This is a genomic window from Caloramator australicus RC3, assembly GCF_000297115.1.
GTDB lineage: Bacteria > Bacillota > Clostridia > Clostridiales > Caloramatoraceae > Caloramator > Caloramator australicus.
Window position 1 is genome coordinate 45,467 of record NZ_CAKP01000138.1, and the last position, 17,850, is coordinate 63,316.

Genomic DNA, 17,850 nt, shown 5'->3' on the forward strand with positions numbered 1-17,850 from the left:
CCTTAAATTATTTTTAAACAAAAGTTCTTACAATATGCAGAACAATATCCGCAAAGAAGGCATTTTTCTCTGTCACAAAATAGTTTGCCACCTTTAACATAAAGGGCATCATTAGGGCAATTTTCAACACAATTTCCACATGCCTCACACCATTCTTCTATATGCAATCTTCTTCTTTTATTTTTTAATTTTTCCTTTAAATCTTCATCAACTTTTTTCCCTTCAAACCTTTGAACATTAGCATAGACCTCTTCAATGTTTTGCATTCCAACTGCTACAGAATGGACATATGGAAAGTTTAAAACAAAATCAAAAGCCTCGTCTACATTCTTTATTAGATTACCTCCACCAAGAGGTTTCATTGCAATTATTCCCTTTCCGTTATTGTAAGCCTTTTTTATTGCGGCAATCATATCTTCTATAGTTCCATCGATTATTCCAAGACCTTTTTTGTTGAAAATAGGATGAACTATATCAACTTCTTCCATTTCTGATATTGCCTCAACAACCTCTACAGCATGGGTAGATACTCCAATAGCTTTAATAACGCCAGACTTTTTAGCATCTACTAAACATCGAAGTGCATCCTTATGTCCCTTTAGAGTTAATCTACTCTCCTGTTCATGAAGCATAAATATCCCAAGGGATTTAACACCCATTTCCTTTAATGCCTCATTAATGCTGTCCTTCATTCCACCATAGGTGTAATCATAGGATTTGCTTGAAATAATAATTTTATCCCTATCATCAAACATTTCAAGAGCCCTTTTTATATAAGGATATGTTTTATAAATTTTTGCAGTATCTATAATATTAACGCCAAGCTCAAAGGCCTTTAATATAATTTTTGCACCCTCTTCAATCGGCAAATTTGCCTGCAAAGGACCTATAGTCAAACTTCCAAAACATAATTTAGATGCATTAATATCGGTATTTCCAAGTTTTATATATTCCATATAATGCCCCCTTAAAAGCAAAAATTTAGCATGCAAGACATCTTGCATGCATTACTTTTCTAGATATGCCCTTAAAAGCTCCTCCAAAAGCTCATCCCTTTCGATTTTCCTAATTAAAGATCTTGCATTCTTAAAACTCGTAATATAAGTTGGATCGCCAGATAGTATATATCCTACAAGCTGATTTATTGGATTATACCCCTTTTCCTTCAAAGCAGCATAAACTTCAGTTAAAATCTCTTGAACTTTTGTATTTCCCTCAAGATTAAATTTAAACTGCATTGTTCCTTCTTTATTCTCAGCCATCCAAACCACACCCTTCTTATGTGACTGTGAAAAGATACTTATATAAATATTTTCCAATGTTTATTATAATTATACCAAATAAGGATAATAAATCAATCATAATATAGTAAGTTTATAATTTTTTTAATTCATCCAAAATAAGTGGAATAAAATTTTTCTTTGCAGCTTCTACAGTATTTCCTCCAAAAAAGTTTGTTCCAGGGCAAGATTTTGTTATCCCCTTTCCGTTTAATCTTTTTCCAGTTTCAAGATCAAACCAGTGGTGATATACTATCGTATCGGTGCTTGGTGTTAACTTGAATTTTTTGCATAGCAGAGCATTTACAAATATAATGCTCTTTTTTTGTTCTTCCGTCATCTTATCCCCGCCTATATCAAAATTTCCGACGCTTTCTATACAAATTCCATTTTCATTTGCCCCCTTTATGCAGGCAGGCGGAATATCAAGAGGCCTACAGATTGCAATCAAACCGTCTGGAAATATTGTAATGTTTTGCCCTATCTCATTAAATCCCCTTGCAAGGTGGCTTCTTTCCATCCCCTCTAAAAGTCTGAAATGATTATTCTTAAATTCCTTATAGCTTGGAATATAGGTATGGTGATTTTGAATTAACTTAATTATCCTTTTAACTTTAAGTTTTAATATATATTCTTTAAAGTCCTCTCTATTCATAAGAATAAATTTCCCCTGCTGTTTCATAATCTCATCCCCTTTTAATTCTTCTTATCTTATTTTATGAATAATGATGTCATTTGGGGACAAAAATCAACTTCCCTTTTATTCAAGCCATCCCAATTGCCATGTATATCTAATGCCTATAGCAATTTCCAAAATAATCAAGGGTGGAATTTTAAGCATCCCACCCCATCAATTATCTTTGTGCTTCATATTGTCTTAGAAGCTTTATGAATAATTCAGGAACCTTTGCCATGTTTTCTGGTGATTCTACGAATGAAATTCTAAATTGTGTAGTTCCTGGATTATATTCACCTTCTTCAACATTGTAGAATCCCTTCATAGGTGCTACTAATAAAGTTGTTTCAACTCCATCTATTATAGCTGAACCTTTTTCTGCACAATAGAGGACAAAATCTATTGAATCAAATCCTGGCTTTACAACATTTCTAACGTCAATTACCAAATATATTGAAGCATCTGGACTGGAAATAATTAAATTAGGCTCTAGCTTTTTGAATCCATTGTATACGTTTATAATTTGTTCCTTATAATAATCTCTAACGCTCTTGCACCAACCTAATATTTGTTCCTTTGATTCATGGGCAAGTGCTCCAAATATATATTGTCCTATTACGTTAGCACATAGGTTTGCAGTATATTCTGCTACAGCACGATTATGGAATTCATAATTATCAGTAATTATTGCACCGATTCTTAAGCCGCATGCATTCCATACCTTTGATGCAGTTTCTATGCTTATTCTTCTTCCTTCTATTCCAGGAACTTCTGCATCAGTTACTCCCCATATGCTTACCAATTTTGTATCTTCTGTATAATAAAGTTCACGATATGCTTCGTCGCTAATCATCCACATGTTATATTTTACGCATAATTTAGCTAACTCAATAAGGGTTTCATAATCATAAAGTTGTCCTGTAGGATTATCATATGGTATAACAAGAAGTGCTCCTGGGTTATGTTCCTTAATCATTTCTTCAATTTTGTTTATTTCTGGTAGACTAAATTTTCCATTTTCATCCAAACTACGTTTTACTGTAACTATTTTTCTTCCTATTCTTTCTGCAAAGGAAATATAATTAGTATAAGCTGGGTCAATCATAAGTAGTGGTCTTTCATCTGAACCTGCTGGGCCGCATACGCCTAATAAAACAATTTCCATCGCAGCAGAACCACCATCAGTTATCTGAACATAAAGCTTGCTTGTATCAAATCCTTCAGCCTCAAGGATATTTTTAAAAGCATCCTGAGTTTCTTTAAAGCCAACTGTAGTTGAATATCTTATAACACCCTTTGCAAATGGACTTTCAGGTGCATCGAGTGAAAACATTCTTTTCATCATTGCTGGATTTGTTGGGAGAGAAACATTACCAATACCAACGTTAATAACAGCTTGAGGTTTAACTTTTCTTTCTTCATATTTCATCTGTGCTAATCTAACATCTGACGGCGTTCTTGATTCAAAATGAGCAGATAAAACCGGTTTACTCATTTTAAAAGCTCCCTTCTATAAATATTTTTAATTATTCAGATTTTTACCCCAATTATTATTTTAACACTATTTTTTACTCATTTCTACTAAAAACTTAAACTATCATTAAACAAAGCACATAATTTTTCTTTTCTTTGTCAAAAATTAAGAGGCTGCAAATGCAGCCCCTTTACTATTTAACTATATCCTCCACCAATTTATAAACAGTATCCAATGCTTCATTAACCTTTGATTTATCCTTTCCACCAGCTTGAGCCATGTCCGGTCTTCCTCCACCGCCACCACCTGCTACTTTTGCTACTTCTCTTATTATATTTCCTGCATGAACTCCCTTTGATACTGCATCCGTTGTTGCCATGGCAACAAAGCTCACCTTGTCATCCTTTGTTGATGCAAGAACAACAAGACAAGTCTCAAGCCTTTCCTTTAATTTATCTCCAAGTTCCCTTAAGGCATCTACATCTAAATCAAAACTTGCAGTTATTACCTTTACTCCTTTAACATCCTTAGCATCGTTTACAAGATTCATTGCAGCATCCTTTGCAATTTTTGATTTTAAAGCTTCTATCTCCCTTTCCTTTTCCTTGAGATCTTGAAGGAGTATTTCTGTTCTTCTTGGAACATCCTTTACATTGCTCTTTAGTCTAAGGGCAACATCCCTTAACATATTTTCAAGGGATTCAATATATTTTAGTGCACCCTTTCCTGTTACAGCTTCAATTCTTCTAACTCCAGCTGCAACTCCTCCTTCAGAAATAATCTTAAATAAGCCGATTATAGCTGTATTTAAAACATGGGTTCCTCCACAAAGTTCCATACTGTATTCACCAGCTTTAACAACCCTTACAATATCGGCATACTTTTCATCAAACAGAGCTGTTGCTCCCATCCTTCTTGCTTCATCTATTGTAGTTTCAATAGTTTCAACCTCAAGGGATTCCATTATTTTATCATTAACTATATTTTCTATTCTTCTCAAGTCTTCAGATGAAATAGCTTCAAAGTGGGTAAAGTCAAACCTTAATCTATCTGGTGCCACTAATGAACCTGCCTGATTTACGTGACTGCCAAGAACATCCTTAAGGGCTTTATGAAGTAGATGGGTTGCTGTGTGGTTTCTTGCAATATCCATCCTTCTTGCCTTGTCAACAATAGCAGTAACTTCACTGCCCTTTTTAATTTTACCTTCTATAACCTTGCCTTTGTGGACTACTTTATTGTTTGCCGTTTTCCTTGTATCTTCAATCTCTACTTTAAATCCTTCGCCTTCTATTATTCCCGTGTCTCCAACCTGTCCTCCCATTTCTGCATAGAAGGATGTTCTATCAAGGATTATCTCAACATTTTCTCCCTTTTCAGCATAATCAACTATATTACCATCTTTAACTAAAACCAAAACCTTACCCCTTGATATAGTGTTATTATATCCTTCAAATACAGTATTAATGTCAGCAGGTAAAGTCATATAAACATCTATATCTGTTCCCATATAATTTGTTTCTTCCCTTGCAGCTCTTGCTCTTTCCTTTTGAGCCTCCATTTCCCTATTAAAGCCCTCAAGGTCTATATCCATTCCGCTCTCCTGTAAAATTTCAAGGGTAAGCTCTATAGGAAATCCGTAGGTATCATAAAGTTTAAAGGCCTTTTCACCATCCAAAATATTTTTATTTTCCTTCTTAAGTTCATCGATATATGCCTCTAATATATTCATTCCTTGATCTATCGTTTCATCAAATCTTTCCTCTTCAACCTTTAAAACCTTCTTTATGTAATCCTTCTTCTCTTTAAGTTCTGGATATGCATCCTTTGAGTTTTGGATAACGACATCGCTTATTTCCCAAAGAAAGGCCCCTTCAATTCCAAGAAGTTTTCCATGTCTTGCTGCTCTTCTTAAAAGCCTTCTTAATACATATCCTCTTCCTTCATTTGATGGCAATACTCCATCAGAAACCATAAATACAACGCTTCTTATATGGTCGGTAATAATCCTTACGGAAACATCCTTCTTATCGTCGCTGCCGTATTTATAATTTGCAACTTCGCAAACTTTATTTAAAATATTTTTCATGGTGTCTATTTCAAATATGCTATCTACACCCTGCATTATAGTTGCTATTCTTTCAAGGCCCATGCCTGTATCTATGTTTGGATTTTTTAGTCTGTGGTAATTTCCTTCTTCGTCTTTGTCAAACTGGGTAAATACAAGGTTCCAGAATTCAACAAATCTATCACAGTCACATCCTACTCCGCAGGTTGGCTTACCGCAACCCTTATCTTCTCCTCTATCAAAGTAAATTTCTGAACATGGGCCGCAAGGACCAACTCCAATCTCCCAGAAGTTATCCTCCTTGCCCATTCTTACAATTCTTTCTGCTGGTATTCCAACCTTCTTGTTCCATATTTCAAAGGCTTCATCATCATCCTGATATATAGTAATCCATAATCTTTCCTTTGGTAGTTTCAAAACCTCAGTTACAAATTCCCATGCCCACGGTATAACTTCTTCTTTAAAATAATCGCCAAAGGAAAAATTACCTAGCATTTCAAAAAAAGTGGCATGCCTTGCAGTTTTACCTACCCTTTCAATATCACCTGTTCTTATGCATTTTTGACAAGTAGTTATTCTCCTATTTGGTGGAACCTCCTGTCCTGTAAAATATGGTTTTAATGGTGCCATACCTGCATTGATAAGCAAAAGACTTTTGTCATTCTTTGGAATCAATGAAAAGCTTGGAAGCCTAAGATGGCCTTTACCCTCAAAGAAGGATAAATACTTTTCCCTTATCTCATTAACTCCCATATAATTCATAATATCACCTCCTAAAAAACTATAGCAAAAAACCTTCGCCCCTAAAGGGACGAAGGTTAACTTCGCGGTACCACCCTAATTACCGAAATGGTCACTCATTTGGATAACGGCAAAGCCGTCTCTGCCTACTCAAGTTCGGCAGGAAGCTCCGAGACTGCTTCCACATCCCCTTGTAAAGGCTTGCACCAACCGCCTTCTCTCTAAAATCAAAAAGGATGTGTACTCCTTCCCTTCACAGCCTTTATAATATTACTAATTAACATTATATAGAAAATACCGAAAAAATCAAGCATTTCAGTAAAGCTTATTTACTATATAATTGTATGTAACCTTAATTATCGCAAACACAGGCACTGACAAAATAAGTCCCCAAGCCCCATAGAATTTGCCTCCTATTATTAAAGCAATAATAACAAATATTGGATGAATCCCCATTGTATTTTCTAATATCTTAGGCGCTATAATGCCACTTTCCAATTCTTGAATTATAAAAAAGCTAAGGGCCACTAATACTGCCTTTGAGGTCGAATCGGAAAGAGCAGATAAAAAGGCAGGAATAAATCCAAGAACTGGACCAAAATAAGGAATAATATTAAAAAAACCATTAACTACTGATATCAAAAATGCATATCTTACTTTTAAGATTATCAGCACGATCATCGTTGAAATAGTAATAATAATTGATAATATAATCTGGCCTTTGATAAAATTCCCAACTATTTTCTCATAGCTTCTAAAAAGCTCAATAACCTTTTCCCTTCCTTTATAGGGAATCAATGATTTAAGACTTCTTTTAAAATATTCTGTATCAACAAGAAAATAATAAACGAAAACAGGTATCAATATATAAGTAGGAAGTGAGGATATAAATTTTAAAATAATATCAAATAAATTTCTCATTTCATTAAACACTCTGTGCTGAATCTTCAAAAAAGTATCATCTAAAATCGATCTTAAATATATTGGAACTTTAATTTTATCTATAATGTTGAAAAGTCTTTTAATTTCATTGGAAATATTATCTGCGTTGTTAATTAACTCTATAAGTTCCTTTGTTATAATCGGAAAAAGATAATAAATTATGAAAATGATTAGAAATATAAATAAAGTCAATGTTATAAAGACGGATATTTTATAATTTTTAATCCTTTTATCGATATATTTAACAACTGGATGTAGTATATAAGCAATAAAAATTGAAACAAGCATTGCTTTTAAATAATTTATAACTATATATAAAAATATAAAAATAAAGACCAAATACAAACTAATCAAAAACCATTTAATCACTCTATTCATAATACCCCTCATACAATTGAAATTTCGTTAATTATTTCAAGAGAAGTATTCTTTACAATTATTTCCTTACTATTTAATATATCTTCATTATCAAGCAAAATTACTCTTCTTCCATTAACTAAGTCATCAAATATTCCAAGGGAAATAACAAGGGCCCTAATATTTCCTGTTTTTTCATCAAAGATAACATCAGCAAGGGAACCATAGTCCTTTGAATTATCATCCATTACATTAACCCCCAAAATTCTACTTAACAAATATTTTTGAAGCCATTTATTTTTAATATTGTTTACCTTATAACACTTATTGTTTAAAACTATGTTATCCTCTTCAAAAGTAACATCATTAATTCTAGCATAATAAAAACCTTTTTCATTAGTAGGATTAATAACGTATAAAGCAATTTTTTTATTTTTGCAATCAACAATTATATCCTCTAAAAAACCAATTTTTCTATTGCTGAAAAAAACTTCCCTTCCCTTAATATCCAAAAATCTCAACATACAACCACCCCAAATTACTACTACTTATTATTTACCATTTTCAAAAAAATAAGCCTTAAAGATGTAATCTTTAAGGCTTCTATAAAACTTCTTTAATTACTCCTCCACCAACAACTATATCACCATCATAAAATACAACCGACTGTCCCTTTGTAATTGCCCTTTGGGGTTCATCAAATTCTACCATAACTCCATCCTTATAAGGTGTTATAATAGCCTTTGCCTCCTTTGCTGTGTATCTTATCTTAGCACTAACCCTCATAGGGCCATCTAACTTATCAAATGGAATAAAGTTTAAATCCTCTGCATAAAGTTTATCCTTAAATACTTCCCTTTCATCGCCTATTACAACTAAATTCTTCTCTGGAATAATATCCACTACAAATACAGGTCTACCAAGAGAAAGTCCAAGTCCCTTTCTTTGTCCAATTGTATAATGAACTATCCCTTTGTGTTCACCTAAAATATTCCCATTAACATCAACAAAATATCCCTTTTCAACCTTATCAGGGACTCTTCTTTCAATAAATCCTGCATAGTCGTTATCAGGAACAAAGCAAATTTCTTCGCTATCAGGCTTATTAAATACCAAAAGCCCTATATCCTCCGCTATTTTCCTTACCTGTTCTTTAGTATATCCCCCTAAGGGCATTAAAGTATGGGCAAGTTGATGCTGAGTTAAATTATACAGCATATAGGTTTGATCCTTCTTAACATCCCTTGACCTTATTAAAAGATATCTTTTTCTTTCGTCATCATATTTAATCGAGGCATAATGTCCTGTTGCAACATATTTAGCCCCAAGAGCATTTGCCTTTCTTAAAAATTCGTCAAATTTTATATACTTGTTGCAAGCAATACACGGATTAGGTGTTCTTCCTGCAAGATATTCATCGATAAAATAATTTATTACCTTCCTTTCAAATACTTCCCTAAAATTCATGACATAATAGTATATTCCAAGCTGATCAGCTACCCTTCTTGCATCATTAACAGCAGAAATCGAGCAGCATCCTCCAACCTTTTCCTCATAAAATACATCCTTTGGAACTAAAGTCATAGTTATACCTATAACATTGTAGCCCTGTTCCTTAAGTAGGTATGCAGCAACAGAACTATCAACTCCTCCGCTCATTCCTACTACAACTGTTTCCTTCATTAAATCACCCCACTAAAATACCCCGGAAAATCCGGGGCTTTTATTATTCATGGTGTTCGTGATGATCATGGTCCCCTTTGGAGAATTTATCCTCCCAAGGTTCTAGACCGTTTTTAATCCTATAATCATTTATCGCCTTATGAATAGCTTCTTCGGCGAGAATTGAACAGTGCATCTTCACCGCTGGAAGCCCATCTAAAGCTTCAGCAACTGCTTTGTTAGTTAAATTCCAAGCCTCCTCTACTGTTTTCCCTTTTATTAGCTCTGTTGCCATGCTGCTTGAAGCAATTGCTGCACCACAACCAAAGGTTTTAAACTTAACATCTTTAATAATATTATCTTCTATCTTTAAATAAATTTTCATCATATCCCCGCATTTAGGATTTCCAACTTCTCCTATTCCATTTGCATCAGATATCTCACCAACATTTCTTGGATTCATAAAATGTTCCATTACTTTATCGCTGTATTCCATAGTTATTTTTCCCCCTTCATAAATTTTTCATACAAAGGCGACATCTCCCTAAGCCTTTGAACTATATTAGGTAATACCGAAAGAACATAATCAACATCTTCTTCTGTATTCATATCCCCAAGGGATAATCTCAAGGATCCATGGGCTATTTCATGTGGAAGGCCAATAGCAAGCAGAACATGGGATGGATCTAGTGATCCTGACGAACAGGCACTTCCAGTTGATGCACATATTCCAAATTGATCAAGAAGTAAAAGTAAAGATTCTCCCTCTATAAACCTAAAGCTTACATTTATGTTTCCAGGAAGTCTCCTTTCAGGATGTCCGTTTAGTTTTGTATAAGGAATCTTTTCCATAATACCATTCAAAAGTCTATCCCTTAACTTTCTAATCTTTTCATTATGTCCATCTATGTCCTCTGTAGCAAGCTCAATAGCTTTTCCAAGCCCTACAATACCAGGAAGGTTTTCGGTTCCGGCCCTCCTTCTTCTTTCCTGCCCTCCACCATGGATTAGGTTATCGATCTTTACACCTTTTCTTATATATAAAGCTCCAACTCCCTTTGGCCCATAGAACTTGTGGGCAGCTAAAGATAAAAGATCTATATTCATTTCCTTAACATCTATTTTTACATTTCCAATTGCTTGAACTGCATCTGTGTGAAATATAATTCCCTTTTCCCTTGCTATTTTTCCTATTTCAGCAATAGGCTGTATTGTTCCAATCTCGTTATTTGCAAACATTATTGTGATAAGGATTGTTTTATCAGTAATAGCTCTTTTAAGTTCATCAAGGTCTACCATTCCATATTCATCTACATCTAAATAAGTAACTTCAAAACCATGCTTTTCAAGATATTCACAGGCATGCAAAACCGCATGATGTTCTATCTTAGTTGTTATTATATGGTTTCCTTTATCTTTATTAGCAAAGGCAACTCCTTTAATTGCCCAGTTGTCCGCCTCAGAACCACCGCCTGTAAAAAAGATCTCATCCGGAAGAGCATTTAAAGCCTTTGCTACCTTTTCCCTTGCATCTTCAATAGCCCTTTTTGATTTCCTTGCAAAGGTGTAAACCGACGATGGATTGCCAAAGTTTTCTGTAAAGTAGGGAAGCATTTCCTCTAAAACTTCTTTTTTAACATATGTTGTTGCGGCATGGTCCATGTAAACAAATCTTTTCCCTTCCATACCTATTCTTCCTTTCCTTTAGTTTTTTCTTGCAGGTTATTATAATCGTTAACCACATCTTGTAAAGTAGTTGAATTTAAAATATCATTGATGCTATTGCTAATCTTTAACCATAAAAGTCTTGTTGCACAATAATTAATCCTTGAACAATTCATTTCTTGCGTTATGCAATCAGAAACTTCAATTGGTCCTTCTAAAACATTAAAAATATCTGCTATAGTTATTTCCTCGGGTGGACGTGATAAAACGTAGCCTCCTTGTGCTCCCCTAATGCTCTTAACAAGCCCAGCCTTTCTAAGGTTTGAAAAAAGCTGTTCTAAATAATATTCAGATATATTTTGCCGTTCTGCAATTTCTTTTATTGAAACGGGGGTGCCACCATGGTGAAGGGCAAGTTCAAACATCGCCTTAACCCCATATCTCCCCCTAGTTGAAAGCTTCATCCTATCACCTCTAATTCTGACTAAAAAAGTAGGATTTCATTTTAAGATTAACATATCCGAGTAAAATTGTCAATTTTATAGTTAAAAAAATTTCAATTATTTTTTCCATAAGCGGTTAATTCTTTCTTTAATTTTTGCTTCATAACCATTTCCAGAAGGCCTGTAATACTTTCTATCCTTTATTTTTTCTGGTAGATATTCTTGATATACAAAATTTCCTTCAAAATCATGGGGATATTTATAGCCTATCCCTCTACTGAGACTTTTTGCACCTTTATAGTGGGCATCCCTTAGAAAGCCTGGAATTTCTATATTAGGATTCTTTCTTACGTCTTCTATTGCCTCATCGATTGCTAAATAGGAAGCATTGCTCTTTGGTGCACAAGCTACATACAGAGCAGCCTGGGATAATATAATCCTTGCCTCTGGCATGCCAATAAATTCAACAGCCTTTGCAGCAGATACTGCAACATTTAGAGCCATAGGATCAGCATTTCCAACATCCTCGCTTGCACATATAACTATCCTTCTTGCTATAAACATCGGATCCTCCCCGGATTCTAACATTCTTGCAAGATAGTAAACAGCAGCATCAGGATCCGAACCCCTCATGCTTTTTATAAAGGCTGATATCACATCGTAATGGTTATCTCCATCTTTGTCATAATTTAAGGGCGGTTTTTGCATACATTCTGATGCATCCTCTAAAGTTATAACTACCCTGCCATCTTCCTTTTTAGATGTCAAAACCGCCATTTCAAGGGCATTTAGTGCTCTTCTTACATCCCCTCCGCTATATTTTGCAAAAAACCAAAGAACTTCATCAGAAACTTCGATATCCCTTCCTTTGTATCCCCTTTCACTAGTAAGTGCCCTTTTTAGCACCTTAAAAATATCCTTTTCTTCTATGGGTTTTAATTCAAATATTAAGGATCTTGAAAGAAGAGCTTTGTTAACTTCAAAATAGGGATTTTCAGTTGTAGCTCCAATCAAAACAACAGTTCCCTTTTCAACATATGGAAGGAGGGCATCCTGCTGAAGCTTATTAAATCTATGTATCTCGTCAATAAAAAGAAGGGTTCTTTTGCCATATAACTTTTGGACTTTGCTTGCTTCATCGGTAACCTGCTTTATCTCACTTAAATTGGATGTTACTGCATTTATCTGCCTAAACTCTGATTTTGTAGTATTTGCTATTATCCTTGCAAGGGTAGTTTTTCCTGTTCCAGGTGGACCATAAAGTATTACAGATGTTAAATTATCCGTAGCAATAGCCCTATAAAGCATCTTTCCCCTTCCTACAAGATGCTCCTGTCCAACAAACTCATCTAAGCTCTCAGGTCTCATCCTTTCTGCCAATGGCTCTAATTTTTCTTTATTTTGTTTATTCATATAATCAAACAAATCCATATACATCACCAAAATTTATTATACCATAAAAATTAAAGGGGCGCTTAAATTTGTCCCCTTATACTATACAGCATTATCGATAGGATATTTTTTTACGCTTAATCTTTTTTCCCTAACCCTTTTAATGAACATATAAATTGTAGTTCCTACAAATCCACCAATAAGTCCTCCTATTGCTGCTAATAATAATGCTATTATTACTTTTTTAGGACTATTAAAACCAAAAGGAGCTAAAAGGCCTGGAATTGGCGATGCTGTCCCCGGTGCATTGTTGATTATTTTAAAATAAGCTGCAACAATCCCTGCAATTCCACCACCTATAAAATCCGAAAAATAAATTACAACAGCATTTTTAGTAACCAAATCTGCCTGTGTCAATGGTTCAAGCATAACTGCAATCACATTTCCTTTGTCTCCTATTTTTAGCCTTTTAAAAACCACTCCATTCGTAAAGGCTCCTCCAAAGCTTGCAATCCCCGCAATCCCCATTGCTAAGCCCTTTAAATTTAGCATCGCAGTTAAAGCCATTGAGCTTAGTGGTGATGTGCAAATTATCTTAATAATTCCGCCAAGCAAAAATCCCATAACAAAAGGTGATTGTTCAGCTGCTACTCTAATAACATCTCCAATATTTAAAAGGGTGCTATTAACTAATGGTGTTGATGCTTGAGCTATTAGTCTTGAAAGGGGTGCAATAATTAGCGCACCTCCAATTATATCAATGCCCTTGGGTAATTTTTTCTCTAAAACTGGTCCAGCAAGACCAATTAAATATCCATCGAAAAAGCCTGGCAATATTCCCATTCCCTTTAAGGATGCAGCTGCAACAACAGCATATATAGGGTTTGCACCCATATTTATCGAAACAAGAGCAGCTGCAATAACTCCGCCCATGCTTCCTGAAGATGATCCAACTTCACCTAATAATTTAATTCCTAAAAAATCCCCAAAAATATACTTAAAAATTGCCTCAATTAAAAATGTAGCAACAGCAGCACCAGCAAGACCTGACATAGCCTTTTCTCCTTTTGGTGCCTTAAAACTAAAGGCTGAAAAAAAAGCTAAGAACAATTAAAAGTAAAAAAATTCCCTTTAATACTTCTAGCATAAAACCCCTCCTTTATGATATAAAAATAAAAGGACAAGGAAAAAGAAGCATAAAAAGATTATGCTTCCCTTTCCCTGTCCTTTTATCTGAAAGCTTCTCTGCACACAAATGCAGATTACTTCTTCGATGCCCAAATGGGTCTCTCCAGGGTTGTGTCCGGCCATTGTATCTTACCTGAAAGTTTCGGAATGGATCGGAAACTTCCATTCCTTGCTTCTCCGGTCATCGAAAATTCGATGTCTTCAATGGCCTTCATCCACCAATATTTAGTTTGTAATGCAATTATATTCCAAAACTATCCTGAAGTCAATTAAATATTTGTAATATCTATAAATACTATTAATATTATCAATAAATATATTTATTTTGTCATAATATTGAATTTTATCAATACAATGATATAATTTATAAAAGGTTAAAGCTAAATTTAGGAGGTTAAAAATGAAAATAGATAAAAAGCTTAAATGGAATATGACGTATTATCTTCTATTCGAACTTTTTTTAGGCATATTCGTAGGTGCATATGGATTTTTGCTTGGGCCATACGTTATGCATAGAGGATATAAAGAAGATATAGTAGGAACCTTATCCTTGATTCAAACGATATCCTTTGCACTTTTCGCTTATGTTACAGGTATTTTAAGCACTAAATTCAGCGATAAAACATTGTTTGCTGCAACATCCGTTTTATGCTTTATCAGCTCAGTTTTACTGGCAACTTCTAAAAACTTTATTTATATAATTTTAGCAGTCATTGTATATGCATTAGGTCTTTCCATCGTCGTGGTTATAAAAACTCCCTTTATAGTTAGAAATACTAAAGGTTTCAATGCCGTTAATGTTATAAGTATTATATTAACCTACTGCGTTACTACAAACTTAATAGGAAATTATCTTGCTGGAAATTTAACAAACAAATTTGATTATGAAAAAACATGGATAATCTTCGCTTTTTTTGCCCTAGTAAGTTTCTTACCTGCTATTTTTATTAATACCGACAAAAAAGAAGTTACTTTTTCAAAGGCAAATATAAAAATTAATTTTACTCCAAGAATGTTCTTTTTAATAATGTATACATCTTTAGGTTCCTTTGCCTTTGGACTTATTGGTCCTTTTTATACAACCTTTCTCATAAGTAAATTAAACTTAAATACATTAAATGCATCCTTTATCAACAACTTTAATATTATTGGAATGATTCTAGCTATGCTGCTTTCTCCATATTCATCTAAAATATTTGGAAAGACAAAAACCCTCTGGTATGCTAAGCTCTTGTCTTTTCCAGTAATATTTATCCTTTCTTTTGTAAAATTTAATTCAATATTTTTAGTCGGCATTTTATCTATTTTATATCTTTTAAGGGCATTATTTTTAAATGTTCCTATCCCCATCGAAAGCGACCTTATTATGAAATCAGTTGCTGAAGGGGAACAAGCAAAGTTTAACAGCGTTGTAGTTTTAGCAAACAACCTAACCGTAGCTCTTTCTTCCCTCATGGCTGGATTCATAATTGCAGAAATGCCTAATGGATATGAAATAACATTTATAATGAGCTCTATATTTTTCTTAATGCAAGGATTTTTATTTTATAAATTTTCATCAAATTTTATAAAGAAAAAAAGAAATGATGGCTTATCCTTTTAGCCATCATTTCAGATTGTAGACAAACTCTCTTTGGTATTGAAATTTTTCAACAGTCTGATTTCTCTTTCCAAAACCTTTTTAATGTATTTATCACATCTTCATTTCCTTTTACTATTTTCAATGGTTTCCAAAGGTCAGGAATTAAATTATTATATGGTCTTTTTAAAAACCTATCATCAAACAATAGGGCAACTCCCCTATCATTTTCTGCCCTTATAAGCCTTCCAACTGCTTGCAACACTCTATTAAAGCCAGGATAAATATAAGCATATTCAAATCCCTTTCCAATCCTTTCATCAAAATATTCCTTTAGCACATTTCTTTCAAAATTAATCTGTGGAAGGCCTACACCTACTATACAAACACCTATAAGCTTTTCTCCCGGAAGGTCTATACCCTCACCGAATAGTCCTCCTAAAACTGCAAAGGCTACTAAGGTTTTTTCACTATCTTCGCTAAACCTTTTTAAAAAATCTTCCTTTTCTTTCTCCGTCATATCATTCCTTTGAACAATTAAATCTACATTATCCTGAGGGAACCTTTTTAAAATCTCGTTTAGGTATAAATAAGAAGGGAAAAACACTAAATAATTTCCCTTTTTATATGTTAGGCTTTTTATTCCATCAACAACCCTTTCATAAGTATTTTCCCTATCATTAAGTCGCGTTGAAATGTATGGGTTAAGCATAACACAAATATTTTCCTTTGAAAAAGGAGAGGAAAGTTTAAGTTTATAAGAACCATCCCCACCTAAAAGGTCCATATAATAACTTAAAGGAGTAAAGGTAGCTGAAAATAAAATAGCTGCTTGTGCTTTATCCATAATGCCCTTTAATATTTTAGAAGGATTAATACATAATAATTTAACTAAAATATCTTCCTCCCTTAAAAAAAGCGTTCTATAATTTTCATCATAAAGTTCCACTATTTTTTTAAATCTTTTTATATCAAAATACAAGTTTAATAATTCTTCATCTTTAATTAAATTTTTTAGGACAAATTCCTCTACAACCTCTTCACATTTGTTTATTCCATTTAAAAACTCATCTTCTATCGTCATAGCGACTTTATCCATTTCAATGCTTTCTCTTAGCCCATTAAAATACTTTATGACCCTTCCTAAAGCTAAATTCAATTTTCTAAAGGATTTAAATTTTTGCTTAACTTTATAAAACTCATTATATGATAAAGTTATAGAAAACATATCCCTTGCTCTATCCACAAGGTTATGGGCTTCGTCTATAAGATAAACATAATCGTTTTTGCTTTCAAAGGAATATCTTTTTAAGCTTGAGGTTATGTCAAATATATAATTATAATCGCAAATTATAACATCGCAAAACATTGATAAATCTAATGAAAATTCAAAGGGACAAACATTGTATCTTCTCGAGAGTTCTTCTATCCTTCCCTTATCAAAAAAATCCATAGAAAGAGAATGTAAAAGAGCATCGTTTATTCTATCATAATGGCCCTTAGCAAACTGGCATTCCATAGGATTACATTTTAGCTCATTAGGACATATTTTTTCCTTTGAAGTTAATGTTATTGATTTAATAATCAAACCATTTTCCTGCAAAAGCTTTATAGCATCCTCTGCAGAAGCTTTTCCAACTGTTTTTGCAGTTAAATAAAATATTTTTGAAGTAGGGCCTAATAACGTCTTAAGAGCAGGAAATAGAGTCCCCATCGTCTTTCCTGTCCCGGTAGGGGCTTCCAAAAAAAGTTTTTTTCCCTCCATTATCGTTTTATATACCGCAACTGAGAGTTTTCTTTGACTTTCCCTAAAGGCTGGATAGGGAAATTTTATTTCCTTTATCGTTTCATTTCTTTCATTAATATGTTCTAATGACTTTTCTAGAAACTTTATGTAACCCTCAACCAGTTCGTCAAAAAACTCTTTTAAATCATTGATTGTATAATCATATTCAAAGGCTCTACTTTCTAAGGAATCTGTATTAACATAGATTAATCTGACTTTTATTCTTTCTAAATTATTTTCCTTAAGAAACATATAAGCATAGCACCTTGCCTGAGCAAGGTGCATAAAATTTACATCTATATCCTCTATTTTCTTTGTTGTTGTTTTTATTTCTTCTAAAGTATAAATCTCTCCAAATCGCAATCCATCTATTCTTCCTGAAATTTCAATACTATATTTTCCGTTTTTGATTAAATGCTTAACATAAACCTCAGCCTGATCATTTTTTCCGTAATTTTTTTGAATCATCCTATGAATCCGTGCACCCTCCTGTGCCCTATCAACAGTAGCTAATAATCCTGTTTCTATATCGCCCCTTCTTAATATAAATTCCACAAGTTCCCTTACTGAAATTCTTATTAATTTTTCCATTACGTC

General features: G+C 33.6%; 14 protein-coding genes, 1 pseudogene, 1 riboswitch and 1 other annotated feature. Of the genes and pseudogenes, 1 reads left to right on the forward strand and 14 read right to left on the reverse strand.

Features of this window, described 5'->3' with window-relative positions:
* Window positions 1–2 precede the first annotated feature (2 nt).
* The 13 genes and pseudogenes from CAAU_RS12900 to CAAU_RS12960 all read right to left on the reverse strand — a co-directional run bounded on the left by CAAU_RS12900 (window position 3) and on the right by CAAU_RS12960 (window position 13,847).
* Entirely contained in the window at window positions 3–956 is a 954-nt protein-coding gene (locus CAAU_RS12900; protein ID WP_008909876.1) for an aldo/keto reductase, read from the reverse strand.
* Between the two features lie 51 nt (window positions 957–1,007).
* Window positions 1,008–1,262, reverse strand: coding sequence for an IreB family regulatory phosphoprotein (locus CAAU_RS12905; protein WP_008909877.1), 255 nt, complete (start codon window positions 1,260–1,262; stop codon window positions 1,008–1,010).
* Between the two features lie 112 nt (window positions 1,263–1,374).
* Complete coding sequence (locus CAAU_RS12910; protein WP_008909878.1) at window positions 1,375–1,962, reverse strand: peptidoglycan recognition protein family protein; 588 nt, start codon at window positions 1,960–1,962, stop codon at window positions 1,375–1,377.
* A 172-nt stretch (window positions 1,963–2,134) separates the two neighbouring features.
* Window positions 2,135–3,451, reverse strand: a complete 1,317-nt coding sequence (locus tag CAAU_RS12915) for a pyridoxal phosphate-dependent aminotransferase (protein WP_008909879.1) — start codon at window positions 3,449–3,451, stop codon at window positions 2,135–2,137.
* 172 nt (window positions 3,452–3,623) lie between these two features.
* Window positions 3,624–6,260, reverse strand: a complete 2,637-nt coding sequence (alaS, locus tag CAAU_RS12920; protein WP_008909880.1) for an alanine--tRNA ligase — start codon at window positions 6,258–6,260, stop codon at window positions 3,624–3,626.
* A 42-nt stretch (window positions 6,261–6,302) separates the two neighbouring features.
* Window positions 6,303–6,505 (reverse strand) — a binding site (T-box leader).
* A gap of 49 nt (window positions 6,506–6,554) precedes the next feature.
* Window positions 6,555–7,559: an AI-2E family transporter gene (locus CAAU_RS12925; protein WP_008909881.1), complete on the reverse strand. Its 1,005-nt coding sequence runs from the start codon at window positions 7,557–7,559 to the stop codon at window positions 6,555–6,557.
* Between the two features lie 8 nt (window positions 7,560–7,567).
* Window positions 7,568–8,062, reverse strand: a complete 495-nt coding sequence (locus CAAU_RS12930) for a PRC-barrel domain-containing protein (RefSeq protein WP_008909882.1) — start codon at window positions 8,060–8,062, stop codon at window positions 7,568–7,570.
* Window positions 8,063–8,141: 79 nt separating this feature from the next.
* Window positions 8,142–9,221: a tRNA 2-thiouridine(34) synthase MnmA gene (gene mnmA / locus CAAU_RS12935; protein WP_008909883.1), complete on the reverse strand. Its 1,080-nt coding sequence runs from the start codon at window positions 9,219–9,221 to the stop codon at window positions 8,142–8,144.
* A 43-nt stretch (window positions 9,222–9,264) separates the two neighbouring features.
* Entirely contained in the window at window positions 9,265–9,696 is a 432-nt protein-coding gene (gene nifU / locus CAAU_RS12940) for a Fe-S cluster assembly scaffold protein NifU (RefSeq protein ID WP_008909884.1), read from the reverse strand.
* 2 nt (window positions 9,697–9,698) lie between these two features.
* Window positions 9,699–10,886 (reverse strand): cysteine desulfurase NifS, encoded by a 1,188-nt coding sequence (nifS, locus tag CAAU_RS12945; protein ID WP_008909885.1) that lies wholly within the window; start codon window positions 10,884–10,886, stop codon window positions 9,699–9,701.
* A gap of 2 nt (window positions 10,887–10,888) precedes the next feature.
* Window positions 10,889–11,329 (reverse strand): RrF2 family transcriptional regulator, encoded by a 441-nt coding sequence (locus tag CAAU_RS12950; protein ID WP_008909886.1) that lies wholly within the window; start codon window positions 11,327–11,329, stop codon window positions 10,889–10,891.
* 96 nt (window positions 11,330–11,425) lie between these two features.
* A complete protein-coding gene (locus CAAU_RS12955; RefSeq protein WP_008909887.1) occupies window positions 11,426–12,739 on the reverse strand; it encodes a replication-associated recombination protein A in 1,314 nt (437 codons plus the stop codon).
* Window positions 12,740–12,802: 63 nt separating this feature from the next.
* A pseudogene (locus CAAU_RS12960) lies at window positions 12,803–13,847 on the reverse strand (PTS sugar transporter subunit IIC).
* Window positions 13,848–13,911: 64 nt separating this feature from the next.
* Window positions 13,912–14,005: riboswitch (glycine riboswitch) on the reverse strand.
* Window positions 14,006–14,288: 283 nt separating this feature from the next.
* Between CAAU_RS12960 and CAAU_RS12965 the strand changes: the two are divergent.
* The gene (locus tag CAAU_RS12965) at window positions 14,289–15,491 is read left to right on the forward strand and encodes an MFS transporter (RefSeq protein WP_008909889.1); all 1,203 of its coding nucleotides are present in this window, start codon (window positions 14,289–14,291) and stop codon (window positions 15,489–15,491) included.
* Window positions 15,492–15,537: 46 nt separating this feature from the next.
* Here the strand turns inward: CAAU_RS12965 and CAAU_RS12970 are convergent, their stop codons facing one another.
* The gene (locus CAAU_RS12970) at window positions 15,538–17,844 is read right to left on the reverse strand and encodes a helicase C-terminal domain-containing protein (protein WP_008909890.1); all 2,307 of its coding nucleotides are present in this window, start codon (window positions 17,842–17,844) and stop codon (window positions 15,538–15,540) included.
* Window positions 17,845–17,850: the final 6 nt, after the last annotated feature.